This is a genomic window from Nocardiopsis sp. NPDC006198 (genome assembly GCF_040613895.1).
GTDB lineage: Bacteria > Actinomycetota > Actinomycetes > Streptosporangiales > Streptosporangiaceae > Nocardiopsis > Nocardiopsis tropica.
Genome location: NZ_JBEXSY010000107.1, coordinates 1 through 12,786 on the forward strand (window position 1 = coordinate 1; position 12,786 = coordinate 12,786).

A 12,786-nucleotide genomic window follows, 5' to 3' on the forward strand; every position below is an offset into this window, starting at 1 on the left:
GTGCCGCCGCCCCGAGGGGCGGCGGCACGGCGTTGCTCCTGTGCGGGGTCAGACCCAGGAGTCGAAGTTCTTGCTCTCCGCGCCCGAGGTGGTGGACGGACCGCGGTCCGGCAGGATGCGGGTGTCCGGCGGGAGGGACAGCAGCGCCTCACCGATGGAGGCCAGCTGCGTCGTGTAGTCGATGTAGGTGTTGCCGACCATGCCCGGCTCGCCCTTGCGCAGCGCGTCGCCGCTGAAGACGACGCCCAGTTCGGCGATGTAGTAGCCGACGCTGCCGGAGGAGGTCCCGGGCAGGGCGAGGACGTCGATGTGCAGGTCCGCGATGTCGAGGGCGCCCTGGCCCTCCACCTCGATCTCGGGCCGGTGCTCGGCCCCGTGGTGGCGCCGCCAGGCGCGCATCTCGCGGGGGTGCAGCGCGATGTCGGCGTCCGCCTCCTCGGCGACCTTGATGGCCGACTCGATGTGCGGGCCGTAGGCGTTGGTGCAGGCCACGAGGTAGATCTCGCGGTCTCCGACGGCCTCCAGGACGGCCTCGGCGTCGTAACCGGGGTCGATGACGATGACGCCCTCGTCGTCCGCCTTCACGATCCACGTGTTGGCGACGACGTCGAACTTCTCGTCGTCGAACTCGAAGACGCCGACGCTGCGCACGCGCGTGATGCCGTCGGGGTCGGGGCCGGTCACGCCCGCCTCCTCCGTCTCGTCGGCGAACAGCCCGACGGGCTCGTCCGCCTCGGCCGCCACGTCCTCGGCGTCCTCGTCCGCCTCGGCGGCCTCCGCGTCCTCGTCCGCGTCGGGCTCCCCCTCGCCGACGACGGGCTTCTCGTCGGCGGGCGCCTCGTCGGCATCGGCGTCGGCGACGGTCTTCTCGTCGGTGGAGGCGGCGTCCGCCTCGGCCCCGCCGGGGTCCTTCTCGGAGCCGTCAGCCAGGCCGGAGTCCTTCTCCGCGGCCTCCGCGACCGCGTCCTTCTCCTCGGACGGGTTCTCCCCGGCCGTGCCGGAGTCGGTCGCCCCGGCCGCCGCCTTGTCGTCCACCGCGACCTCCGCAGCGGAATCGGTGGCCTCCGGGCCTTCCTGCTTCTTCGGCTTCCGCTTCCAGAACACGGCGTCAGACCTTTCGGTTTCGTCCAGGTACAGGTAGTTCTGCTGCGACCATTGTCGCGCTACCGCGCAGTGGTCGGTACCGTACCGGACGCCGGAGGGCGACACGCTGGTCACCCCTTGATCAGAGGGACCCCCGTCGCGGGCTCCACGAGCTCGTCGAACGCCTCGGGGGCGGTGGTGTGGCGTCCGAGCCGGTGGCCCGTGAGGCTCCCGTGGTCGTCGCTGGAACCGGTCACCACCACGCCCAGGTCGGCGGCCACGCCCCGCCAGTACGCGGTCTGCTTCCGGTTGTGGGAGGGGTGGTCCGCCTCGATGCCCCCCAGCCCGGCCTCGACCATGCGCTCCACGAGGTCCAGCGGGACGGCCCCGTTGAGGGAGCCCTCCGCGCGGGCCGGATGGGCCAGGGAGCACACCCCGCCCGCGGCCCTGACCAGGCCGACCGCGCGGACGGGGTCGATCGCGTACCGGGAGGCGTAGGCGGGGCCGCCCGAGCCGATCCAGCGGTCGAAGGCGTCCTGGACGTCGCGGGCGGCGCCGGCCTCCACGATCGCGCGGGCCAGGTGGGGGCGGCCGATCGTGTTGGCGTCGGCGTACTCCGCACGGCCCGCCCCCGCGATCTCCAGGACCCGCTCCCAGGAGACGTCCACCCCCTGCTCCCTGAGCTTGCGGACCATCTCCTCCGCACGGGAGGCCCTGTCGGAGCGCACCCTGCGCAGTTCGCCGTCCAGGCCGGGGTCGTCGGGGTCGAAGAGGTAGGACACCAGGTGGACGCTGGAGCCGGCGTAGGCGCAGGACAGCTCCATGCCCGGGACGAGCGTGAACCCCGGCGGGAGGTGCGCGGCCGCCTCCCCGATCCCGCCGACGGTGTCGTGGTCGGTGAGGGCCAGGACGTCCAGACCCGCGGCGACCGCGTGCCCGACGACGTCGGCGGGGGCGTCGGTCCCGTCGGAGACCGAGCTGTGCGAGTGCAGGTCGATACGTGTCACCGGGCGATTGTACGTAAGTCCCGGCCCGGGTGCCCCGAACGGGTGGGCCCGCGGGCCCCGGTCAGCGCTCCCGGGGCGCGAGGACGCGGGAGAGGAAGGGGCTCGCCGCCCCGAACGGCGGCTCCAGCGCGACGCCGCCGTCGTTGATGTCGCGCAGGTCCCTCAGGGAGTTGATCTCGCACATGAGGAGGCCCGTGTCGGCGGAGGCGAAGACGATCCACAGCCAGTGGGCGAGCGCCTCACCCGTGTACACCGCCCGGTCGCGTCCCACCGCCAGGTTCCACAGGGCGATCTCGTGGCCGTCGAACCGCAGTTTGGCGTCGGCCGCCGCCGCGTCGAAACCGTTGCCGGGATCCGGCCCGTCCAGGCCGGCGAGGCGTGCGCCGAGCCCGACGCCGGGGTCCTCGGCGACGATGGCGATCTCGCCGACCCCGCCGAGGGGGTCGGGTCCGGACAGGGCGACGACCGTGGCGAGCGCGCCGCTGCGTTCGTCACCGGCCTCGGCGAACCCGGTGACGACCCAGTTGGCGGGCAGCGGCCAGGGGATCCACACCGGGACGCGCGCCTGGGGCAGGAGTGCCTCGAGCGAGGACGTGCCCGGGGCGCGAACGCCCTGCAGCGGGGCCACGGCTCCGTGGACGTCGCACTGCCAGGCGCTGGTCCACAGCCCCGGAGGCTGGACCGCGCGCCCGCACCGGGGACACGAGGGCTCGGTCTTCATGCTGTTTGCGACCTACCCGGGCACCCCGGCGGGAAAACGCCCGGTGGGCGGGTCGCGTACGCGACCCGCCCACCGTGTGCGACCCCGTACGCCCTACGAGGACTGCTGCTGGCGCTTCTTGTTGGCCGCGGTCCGGCCGCGCTCCTTCTGGTCGAGGACGACCTTGCGGATGCGCACGTGCTCGGGGGTGACCTCGACGCACTCGTCCTCGCGGCAGAACTCCAGGGCCTGCTCCAGGGACAGCTTGCGCGGCGGCACCAGGCGCACCAGCTCGTCGCCGGTGGCCGAGCGCATGTTGGTGAGCTTCTTCTCCTTGGTGATGTTGACGTCCATGTCGTCGGAGCGCGAGTTCTCGCCGACGATCATGCCCTCGTACACCTCGGTGGTGGGCTCGACGAACAGCGTGCCGCGCTCCTGGAGGTTGAACATCGCGAACGGCACCGCGACGCCCGCCCGGTCGGCCACCAGGGACCCGTTGGGACGGGTGCGCAGCTCACCGAACCACGGCTCGACCTTCTCGAAGACGTGGTGGGCGATACCGGTGCCCCGGGTCTCGGTGAGGAACTCGGTGCGGAAGCCGATGAGGCCGCGGGAGGGGACCAGCCAGTCCATGCGCACCCAGCCGGTGCCGTGGTTGACCATGTTCTCCATGCGGCCCTTGCGGACGCTGAGCAGCTGGGTGATGGCGCCCATGTACTCCTCGGGGGCGTCCACCGTGAGGCGCTCGACGGGCTCGTGGACCTTGCCGTCGATGACCTTGGTGACCACCTGCGGCTTGCCGACGGTCAGCTCGTAGCCCTCGCGGCGCATCTGCTCGACCAGGATGGCCAGGGCCAGCTCGCCGCGGCCCTGCACCTCCCAGGTGTCGGGCCGCTCGGTGGGCAGGATGCGCAGGGAGACGTTGCCGACGAGCTCCTTCTCCAGGCGGTCCTTGACCAGGCGGGCGGTGACCTTGGAGCCCTTGACCTTGCCGACGAGCGGCGAGGTGTTGGTGCCGATGGTCATGGAGATGGCCGGCTCGTCCACCGTGATCAGGGGGAGCGGGACCGGGTTCTCCAGGTCGGCGAGGGTCTCGCCGATCATGATGTTCTCGATGCCGGCGATGGCCGCGATGTCGCCGGGCCCCGCCTTCTCGGCGGGCTTGCGCTCCAGCCCGTCGGTCATCAGCAGCTCGGTGATCTTGACCTGCTGGGTGCTGCCGTCGGTGCGGATCCACGCGACCTGCTGGCCCTTGCGGAGCTCGCCCTGCTGCACCCGGACGAGCGCGAGGCGGCCCAGGAAGGGGGAGGCGTCCAGGTTGGTGACGTGGGCCTGGAGGGGGGCGTCCGGGATGTACTCCGGGGCCGGGATGGTCTCCAGGATGGTGCTGAAGAGCGGAACGAGGTTGTCGTTCTCCGGCACGGTGCCGTTCTCGGGACGCTCCAGGGAGGCCTTGCCGTCGCGGGCGCAGGTGTAGACGATCGGGAACTCGATCTGCGACTCGTCGGCGTCCAGGTCCATGAACAGCTCGTAGGTGTCGTCCACGACCTCGGCGATCCGGCTGTCGGGCCGGTCGACCTTGTTGATGACGAGGATGACGGGGAGCTTGGCCTGGAGGGCCTTGCGGAGCACGAAGCGGGTCTGCGGGAGCGGACCCTCGCTCGCGTCCACGAGCAGGACGACGCCGTCGACCATGGACAGGCCGCGCTCGACCTCGCCGCCGAAGTCGGCGTGGCCGGGGGTGTCGATGATGTTGATGACCACGTCCTCGCCCTCGGGCGTGGTGTAGTGGACGGCCGTGTTCTTCGCGAGAATGGTGATGCCCTTCTCGCGCTCCAAGTCGTTGGAGTCCATCACCCGGTCGTCGACGTCCTGGTTCTCACGGAACACACCGGACTGCCAGAGCATGGCGTCAACGAGGGTCGTCTTGCCGTGGTCCACGTGGGCCACGATCGCGACGTTGCGGAGGTCGCTGCGGCGTGCGGAGCCCTCGACGGGCGTAGCGCTGGACATGGGAAAGTCTCGATCTCCTGGTACTGGGAAGAGACCGCAGATTGCCACGGCCCGTTGCCAGTTTATGCGGTCATAGTGGTCTGGTTGGGAAACGTGCGGGTCACCCCGGTCACCCCCGACCGCCCGGCGCCGGCGCCGGCCACCCCGCGTTCACCTCACGGACGGCCGTACCGGTCCGGGAACGGCGGCACGGGGTCGGTCCGCGGAGGTTCCGAGTGCGTCGCCGCGGGTCCGAGTCTTCGACGCGGTGGGACGCCCGGTTCTTCCCCGAGCCCGTTTCCCTCCCGGCGCCGGCCGCTCGACCGGGCGAGGGCGGTACCGGGGTGGTGCTCTCCGGCGTCCGCCGGGGCGTGTCCCGGGCGCCGGCGGAGGCCGGGCACGGGCCCCGGTCGCGGACGGACCGGTGGGTACAGCCTACGGGTGGACGGCTGTCCCCGGTGCGAGCAGGGGTGCGATCAGGTCGAGGAAGGGGACGTCCGCGGGCAGCCACGGGACGGTGCGCAGGTCGGAGGCGGTGAGCCAGCGCAGGGAGAGGTGTTCCAGCGCCTCGGGCTCGCCGGCGACCAGTTCGACGCGCCAGAGCCGGAGCACGGCGGGCCTCGGCCGGGAGGGGCCGGGAGCGGGGAAGGGCGCGTCCTCACCGATCCTGTGGAGGGGCCGGACGGTCACGCCGAGTTCCTCCCGGCACTCGCGGACCACCGCGTCGGCCGGGGTCTCCCCCGGGTCGACCTTGCCGCCGGGGAACTCCCACCTCCCCCGCAGGGCCGGGGGGTCGGCACGCTGGGCGGCCAGCGCCAGGCCGTCCCGGATGACGACCGCGCCCACCACGACCAGGGTCTGCTGCTCCACGTGTTCCACGCCCGCCAGCCTAGTAAGGCCCGGCGGCGCGCAGGGCGGCGGCTCCGCCCCTCGGGCCGGGGCGGTGGGGAGCCCGCGTTCAGGCGCCCGCCGGGGCCGACCGGAGCCGGTGTGCCAGGGCTGTGTGCCGGTGGCCGGAGGAGGCGTTGCGGACCGCCTGGGCCAGGGCCCGGCGGGACCCCACCAGGACGACCAGCCTCTTGGCCCTGGTGACGGCCGTGTAGAGGAGGTTGCGCTGGAGCATCATCCAGGCGCTGGTGGTGACGGGGACGACCACGGCGGGGTACTCGCTGCCCTGGGAGCGGTGCACGGTGATGGCGTAGGCGTGGGCGAGTTCGTCCAGTTCCGCGAAGTCGTAGACGATCTCCTCCTCCTCGTCCGTGCGCACCGTGATCTCCTGGGCGACCGCGTCGATGCCCTCGACCACGCCGAGCGTCCCGTTGAACACCCCGTTCTCGCCCTTGTCGTAGTTGTTGCGGATCTGCGTGACCTTGTCGCCGACGCGGAAGACGCGGCCGCCGAAACGGCGCTCCGGGACGTGGTCGCCCGCGGGGGTCACCGCGGACTGGAGCACCGTGTTGAGGTTGGCCGCCCCGGCGGGCCCGCCCTTCATGGGGGTGAGCACCTGGACGTCCCGGCGCGGGTCGAGGCCGAACCTGCGGGGGATCCGGTTGGCGACCACGTCCACGGTCATCCGCGCGGCGTCCTCGGACTCCTCGCAGGGGAACAGGAAGAAGTCGGCCATGCCCTCGAACCGCGGCGGCTCCCCGCCGTTGATCCTGTGGGCGTTGGTGATGACGCCGGAGTCCTGGGCCTGCCGGAAGACGTGGGTCAGGCGCACGCTGGGGACGGGGGAGCCCTCGGCCAGGAGGTCCCTGAGGACCTGGCCCGCCCCGACCGACGGCAGCTGGTCGACGTCGCCGACGAACAGCAGGTGGGCCCCGGGCGGCACCGCCTTGACCAGCTTGTTGGCCAGGAGCACGTCCAGCATCGACGCCTCGTCCACGACCAGCAGGTCGCAGTCGAGGGGGTTGTCGCGGTCGAAGGCGGCGTCGCCCCCCGGCCGGAGTTCGAGGAGCCGGTGCACCGTGCGCGCCTCGATCCCGGTCATCTCGGTGAGGCGCTTGGCGGCCCGCCCCGTGGGCGCGGCGAGGATGATCTTCGCTTGCTTGGCAGCGGCCAGCGTGACGACGGACGCGACGGTGAAGGACTTGCCGCAGCCGGGGCCGCCGGTGAGCACGCACACCTTCTCCGTGAGGGCCAGCCGGACGGCCTCGCGCTGGGCCTCGGCGAGGTCGGCACGGGTGCGCTTGCGCAGCCAGTCCATGACGACGTCCCAGTCCGCTCCGGCGAAGGCGGGGATGCGGTCGGCCGGGTGGGCGAGCAGCGAGCGCAGCCCCGAGGTGAGGCCGATCTCGGCGCGGTGCATCGGCAGCAGGTAGACGGCGCGGACGGGTTCGCCCGCGGGGCCGGGCACGGTCTCGCGGACCACGCCCTCGGCGGCGACGAGTTCGGCGAGGCACTCGATCACCAGGCCCGCCTCCACCTGGAGGATCTTCACCGCGGCGGAGATGAGCTTCTCCTCGGGGAGGTAGCAGTGGCCGTCGCCCGTGGACTCCGAGAGGGTGAACTGGATCCCGGCCATCACCCGCTGCGGGCTGTCGTGCGGGATGCCCACGGCCCGGGCGATGGTGTCGGCGGTCTTGAAGCCGATCCCCCAGACGTCGGTGGCCAGGCGGTACGGCTCCTTCTGCACGACGTCGACGGAGGCGTCGCCGTACTTCTTGTAGATGCGCACGGCGAGGGAGGTGGTGACCTCGACCCCCTGGAGGAAGACCATGACCTCCTTGATGGCCTTCTGCTCCTCCCAGGCGTCCGCGATGAGCCTGGTGCGCTTGGGTCCGAGGCCGGGCACCTCGATGAGCCTCTCGGGGTGCTCCTCGATGACCTCCAGCGCCTCGGTGCCGAAGTGCCCGACGATGCGCTCGGCCATCTTGGGGCCGATGCCCTTGATCAGGCCCGAGCCGAGGTAGCGGCGGATGCCCTGCACGGTGGCGGGCAGGACGGTGGTGTAGTCGTCCACGTGGAACTGCCTGCCGTACTGGGGGTGCGACCCCCAGCGGCCGTGCATGCGCAGCGCCTCTCCCGGCTGGACCCCCATGAGGGATCCGACGACGGTGAGGAGGTCGTGCGCGCCCCGCCCCGTGTCGACCTTGGCGACGGTGTACCCGTTGTCCTCGTTGGCGTAGGTGATGCGTTCCAGGACACCCTGCACGACCGCGGGCCGGAAGGTTCCGTCGGACACGTGGTCGCCCTCCTCTCCCGTGGACCGGGCGCGTTCACGCCTGTTCCGGTGTCGCCGTGCCCGCCCCTCCGAGGTCCGGCGCGTCGTCGCCGAGCACGGCGAGCACGCGGTCGCGGTCGGCTCTGCGCAGGCTACTCGCCACCAGGACGTAGGAGTGCCTCAGCATCTCCGCGACCTCGTCGTCGGGCACGGTGCCGTCGAGGAGCACGGAGTTCCAGTGCTTCTTGCTCATGTGGTAGCCGGGGGTGACGGCCGGGTACCGGTCCCGCAGCTCCAGGGCCAGGCCGGGATCGCACTTGAGGTTGACCGTGGCCGGGGCGTCGTCCTCGCCGCCCTGGTCGGACCCCCCTGTGAGCAGGGCGAACATCTTCTGCCCCGCCACCTTGTAGACCAGGGCGCCGGGGCCGAAGGGCTCGCTCTCGTCGGCCTCGGGGAACCACAGCGCCGCGTCGATGAACTGTCCGGGTGTCATGGCGTCGCCTTCCTCTCGCCCCCGACGGTGCCAGAGGGCGACGACGTTCCGGAGGGTCCGGCGCGCCGGCGGACGGGCCGCCGGGGGCCGGGGCCGTGCGGCGCGTGCCGACCGGCCCCGAGGGGGCCGCGGATAGACTCCGGCGCAGCAGCCCCCACCGACAAGGGAGCGTCCATGAAGGCCAGAGGCGCACGCAGGCTCGACCCCCTGGAGCCCGGGGACCCCCGCGAGATCGGCGGGCACAGGGTGCGCGGCCGGATCGGCTCCGGTGGCATGGGCACCGTGTACGCGGCGGACTCCCCCGGCGTGCAGGGCTACCTGGCGGTGAAGGTCGTCCACCCGGGGCAGGCCGCCGACCGCCGGTTCCGCGAGCGCTTCGCGCTCGAGGCCCGCCTGCTCTCCAGGGTGAACAGCCCCTCGGTGGCGCGGTTCGTGCGCGCCGACGTGGAGGCGGACCTCCCGTGGATGATCACCGAGTACGTCCCCGGGCCGACCCTGCGGTACCACGTGGAGCGGTTCGGGCGCCTGCGCAGGGGCATGCTGCTGGGCCTGGCCGTCGGCACGGCCGAGGCGCTGCGTGCCGTCCACGCGGCCGGGGTGGTGCACCGCGACCTCAAACCGAGCAACGTGGTGCTCTCCCCCACCGGACCCAAGATCCTCGACTTCGGCATCGCGCATCCCGTGGAGGACCCCGACCCGACCAAGTGGATCCGGCTGCGCCGGATGCGCCGCGCCTACCGCGACCTCGGGCTGCCCTCACCGGACACCCTGGCGGACGAGCGGGTCGCCTCGACGGTGGACCGGCTGGGAACGCCCGGGTGGATCAGCCCCGAGCAGTACCAGCGCCGGCCCACGACGCAGAAGGCCGACGTGTTCCTGTGGGGGGCGGTGACGGCGTTCGCCTCGGTGGCGCACGACCCGTTCGGGAGGGCGGACGTCAAGGAGATGGCCCGGCGCGTGATGTTCGAGGAGCCCGACCTCCAGCACCTGCCGCCCGGCCTGGAGCGGCTGGTGCTCGCCGCGATGTCCAAGGACCCGGACGAGAGGCCGGACTCCGCGGAGCTGCTCCGGGAGGCGCTGGCCCTGGAGTCCCCCGAGGGCGGGGTGCGCCCGCCGGACGGCGGGGAGGCCTCGCCCGGGACGGGCGCCGCGGCCGTGCGCCGCCTGTTGGAGCGCAGGTGGACGGAGGTGGCGGTGCGCCCGCCGCAACCCCCGCGCGAGGGGCCGCGCCTGTTCGGCCGCGCCGCCCCGGACGCGGGGTCGGACGGGTCCGCCCCGTAGCACCCGCGGCGGCGCGCCCCGGAACGGGCCTAGAGGAGCCCGTAGTGGGCGCGGCCCTCACGGGAGAACATGTGGGCGATCATCGTGACCGCGAAGCCCAGCGGGACGGCGGCGATCAGGTCGCCGAGGACGAGGTTCCACAGCAGGAGGCCGCCGGCGACGGTCTGGAAGGCCACCACGCCCCAGAAGACGCCGACGGTGCGCTGCCGGATCCGGCCGGCCAGGAGCGTGGACAGCAGTCCGTACACACCGGTGACGGCGGCCATGGTGATCATCATGGAGCGCATCATCTCGACGCTGACCGCGAGCTCGACCCCCTCCTCGGCGGCGAGGTCCGCCTGCTGCCGCAGGGCGTCGGCCATCACCTCCTGGGGCACGCTCAGCCCCAGCAGGAACAGGGCCGTCAGCCCGAGGCCGCAGGCGCCGCCGATGTACATCAGCGTGCGCACGACCGCCACCTTCCTCGGCAGCGGCGCGTCGGGGCGGAGCGCGTCGAAGCGGGCGCCGAAGTCGGGGAGCCCCCGCTGCGGCGGGACGTCGCCTCCGCCCTGTGCCCCGTTGGGGTCGTACGGGTCCTGGCCAGAGGGAAACACTGACGTCCTCCGAGGGTGTCGAGCGAACTTGCCTCCCCCATGGTAGGGGCGGCCGGCCCGCCGGGCGCGGGATCGGGCGGCGAATTCCCCGACACTCCCCCGCGTGGGGGGCGACGGCGGTCACCGGGGGTGATGATGGGGGGCATGAGAAGCTGTACAAGGCGATACGGCTGGGACGAAATCCCCGGTCCGCACCGCAGATTCCGCACATCGTAACCCCTCGGCACGTGCCCGATCCTTCTCACCCCTCCAGGGCGGCCCACCCCGACCCCCGCCCGCCGCAGGCGGATCCCCCGCCGATCCCCCGAAGGAGTCCCGCAGACATGTCCAGACTCGTGCGCGCCTCAGCGGCGCTGATGCTGGTGGGCGCCTTCGCGGTCCCGCTGCCGTCGGCCTCGGCCGCGGTCCGGCCCGCGGCCCCCGACGGTCCCCCCGACTTCACACTGACGATCCTCCACGCCAACGACCCCGAGTCCCAGCTGCTCTCCGCTTCCGGCCAGGACGACTTCGGCGGCGCGGCCCGCTTCACCACGCTGCTCGACCGGCTCCGGGAGACCGAGGGCGACGGCGCGGAGGCCGGGGCCGACGAGGCCCGCGAGCGCGGTGTCGTCACCGTCAACTCCGGTGACATGTACCTTCCCGGGCCCGAGTTCGCCGCCTCCCAGGAGGACGGTGCGCCCTCCTACGACGCCATCGCCGCCAACCACGCCCGCTACGACGCGATCTCCATGGGCAACCACGAGTTCGACTTCGGCCCGGACGTGTACGCCGACTTCGTGGACCAGCTCACCGGGGACACGACGGTGGTCGCCGCGAACGTGGACGTCTCGGCCGAGCCGGCCCTGGCGGCCCAAGAGGCGGCGGGCCGGATCGCCCCCAGCACCGTGGTCGAGGTCTCGGGGGAGCGGGTCGGCATCGTCGGCGCCCTCTACCCCCCGCTGGCCACCGTCACCAGCCCGCGCGGGGTGGTGGTCGAGGACCTCGTCGTCCCGGTCCAGGCCGAGGTCGACCGGCTGACCGACGAGGGCGTCGACAAGATCATCATGATCTCCCACCTGCAGAACATCGCCTACGAGGAACGTGTGGCCCGGGAGCTGACCGGCGTCGACGCCATCGTGGCCGGGGGCGGCCACGAGGTGATGGCCGGCCCCGACGACGTCCTGGTGCCCGGGGACGAGGTCACCGCCCACCCGGAGACGGGTGAGCCGCTGGCCTACCCGCTGGTCGCCACCGCCCCGGACGGCACGGAGGTCCCCATCGTGACCGCCGGGTCGAACTACAAGTACGTGGGCCGCCTGGTCGTCAACTTCGACGGGGGCGACCTGGTGTCGGTCTCCGAGCGCTCCGGGCCGGTGCGCGTGTCCGGTGCGGGCGCCGACGCCGTCTCCCCCCACCCCGGGGTCGAGGCCGAGGTGACCGGGCCGGTCTCCGACCACGTCGCACAGCTCGCCGAGACCGAGGTGGCCCTGAGCGAGGTCGACCTCGACGGGGTCCAGAACCCGGGTGTGCGCACCCGGGAGACGAACCTGGGCAACCTGGTCGCGGACGGGCTGCTGGACACCGGGAGGCGCAACGCCGGCGAGTACGGGGTGCCCGAGCCGCAGATCGGCATCCAGAACGGCGGCGGCATCCGCAACGCGTCGGTGCTCCCCGCGGGGCCGCTGAGCGCGCTGGACACCTACTCCGTCGCGCCGTTCGCCAACCAGGTGGCCGTGGTCCCGGACCTCCCGCGTTCCCAGGTCAAGGAGCTGCTGGAGCAGGGCGTGGCCGCCGCTCCCGCGGCCAGCGGGGCGTTCATGCAGGTCGCCGGGGTCAACTTCGCGTACGACCCGGCGCGCACCGCGCAGGCGGTGGACGACGCGGGCACCGTGACGACCCCGGGCGAGCGGGTGCGCAACGTGATCCTGCACGACGGCACCGTCCTCGTGCGGGACGGCGAGGTCGTCGACGGCGATCCGGTCACGGTGGTCACCAACGACTTCTCCGCCAGGGGCGGGGACATGTACCCGTTCCGGGACGCCCCCTTCACCGTCGTCGGGGCGACCTACCAGGTGGCCCTGGAACGCCTGCTCACCGACACCCTGGAGGGCCGGGTCACGGCGCAGGCGTATCCCGAGGGCGGCTCCGGTCGCATCGTCGTGGGCGAGGAGGCCACGGTGCCGGACGGCGGCGGCACGCCCACCGAGCCCCCGGTCGGGCCGACGGCCGGCCCCACGGACCCCGCGGAGCCGACCGATCCGCCGAGCGCCGGGCCGACCGCACCGGGAGGGGGCGGGCCGGGCGACGACAAGCCGGGCCGGCCGGACGGGGCGAACGGTGCGCTGCCGACGACCGGAAGCGCGCTGTTCGGCCTGGTCGCCGCGGCCGTGGTCGCGGTCTGCGCCGGCGGTGCCGCGCTGTACCTGAGCCGCAGGCGCACGGGCGCCGGCGCCGCGCCCGCCGGACCGGAGTCCTGACGGGAGGCGCGCCGGTCC

The 12,786-nt window shown here is 73.1% G+C and carries 10 protein-coding genes; 2 read left to right on the top strand and 8 right to left on the bottom strand.

The window, feature by feature from the left end; translation table 11 throughout:
* Nucleotides 1–48: 48 nt before the first annotated feature.
* From ABZ234_RS33100 to ABZ234_RS33130, 7 genes are all read right to left on the bottom strand, one after another.
* Nucleotides 49–1,104: an MBL fold metallo-hydrolase gene (locus ABZ234_RS33100; protein WP_355014674.1), complete on the bottom strand. Its 1,056-nt coding sequence runs from the start codon at nt 1,102–1,104 to the stop codon at nt 49–51.
* Nucleotides 1,105–1,214: 110 nt separating this feature from the next.
* Nucleotides 1,215–2,090, bottom strand: a complete 876-nt coding sequence (locus ABZ234_RS33105; protein ID WP_355014671.1) for a PHP domain-containing protein — start codon at nt 2,088–2,090, stop codon at nt 1,215–1,217.
* Nucleotides 2,091–2,151: 61 nt separating this feature from the next.
* A complete protein-coding gene (locus ABZ234_RS33110) occupies nt 2,152–2,811 on the bottom strand; it encodes a DUF6758 family protein (protein WP_267948233.1) in 660 nt (219 codons plus the stop codon).
* Nucleotides 2,812–2,904: 93 nt separating this feature from the next.
* The gene (gene typA, locus ABZ234_RS33115) at nt 2,905–4,803 is read right to left on the bottom strand and encodes a translational GTPase TypA (protein WP_267948232.1); all 1,899 of its coding nucleotides are present in this window, start codon (nt 4,801–4,803) and stop codon (nt 2,905–2,907) included.
* Nucleotides 4,804–5,217: 414 nt separating this feature from the next.
* Nucleotides 5,218–5,652 carry a (deoxy)nucleoside triphosphate pyrophosphohydrolase gene (locus ABZ234_RS33120; RefSeq protein ID WP_267950255.1) on the bottom strand — a complete coding sequence of 145 codons (435 nt, stop codon included), beginning with the start codon at nt 5,650–5,652 and terminating at the stop codon, nt 5,218–5,220.
* 88 nt (nt 5,653–5,740) lie between these two features.
* Nucleotides 5,741–7,966, bottom strand: a complete 2,226-nt coding sequence (locus ABZ234_RS33125; RefSeq protein ID WP_344180155.1) for an ATP-dependent RecD-like DNA helicase — start codon at nt 7,964–7,966, stop codon at nt 5,741–5,743.
* Nucleotides 7,967–8,000: 34 nt separating this feature from the next.
* A complete protein-coding gene (locus ABZ234_RS33130; RefSeq protein WP_267948230.1) occupies nt 8,001–8,438 on the bottom strand; it encodes an MmcQ/YjbR family DNA-binding protein in 438 nt (145 codons plus the stop codon).
* 174 nt (nt 8,439–8,612) lie between these two features.
* Here ABZ234_RS33130 and ABZ234_RS33135 point away from each other — a divergent pair, with 174 nt between their 5' ends.
* Nucleotides 8,613–9,719: a serine/threonine-protein kinase gene (locus ABZ234_RS33135; protein ID WP_355014672.1), complete on the top strand. Its 1,107-nt coding sequence runs from the start codon at nt 8,613–8,615 to the stop codon at nt 9,717–9,719.
* Between the two features lie 29 nt (nt 9,720–9,748).
* On the opposite strand, the gene ABZ234_RS33140 is transcribed toward ABZ234_RS33135, so the two are convergent.
* A complete protein-coding gene (locus tag ABZ234_RS33140; RefSeq protein WP_267948228.1) occupies nt 9,749–10,312 on the bottom strand; it encodes a hypothetical protein in 564 nt (187 codons plus the stop codon).
* A gap of 323 nt (nt 10,313–10,635) precedes the next feature.
* On the opposite strand from ABZ234_RS33140, the gene ABZ234_RS33145 reads away from it, so the two are divergent.
* Nucleotides 10,636–12,768, top strand: coding sequence for a 5'-nucleotidase C-terminal domain-containing protein (locus ABZ234_RS33145; RefSeq protein ID WP_355014673.1), 2,133 nt, complete (start codon nt 10,636–10,638; stop codon nt 12,766–12,768).
* Nucleotides 12,769–12,786 lie beyond the last annotated feature (18 nt).

Bases quoted from the DNA above. Each gene is read 5' to 3' on its own strand.
- ABZ234_RS33110 (WP_267948233.1), bottom strand. From the start codon at position 2,811: ATGAAGACCGAGCCCTCGTGTCCCCGGTGCGGGCGCGCGGTCCAGCCT.
- typA (WP_267948232.1), bottom strand. From the start codon at position 4,803: ATGTCCAGCGCTACGCCCGTCGAGGGCTCCGCACGCCGCAGCGACCTC.
- ABZ234_RS33130 (WP_267948230.1), bottom strand. From the start codon at position 8,438: ATGACACCCGGACAGTTCATCGACGCGGCGCTGTGGTTCCCCGAGGCC.
- ABZ234_RS33135 (WP_355014672.1), top strand. From the start codon at position 8,613: ATGAAGGCCAGAGGCGCACGCAGGCTCGACCCCCTGGAGCCCGGGGAC.
- ABZ234_RS33145 (WP_355014673.1), top strand. From the start codon at position 10,636: ATGTCCAGACTCGTGCGCGCCTCAGCGGCGCTGATGCTGGTGGGCGCC.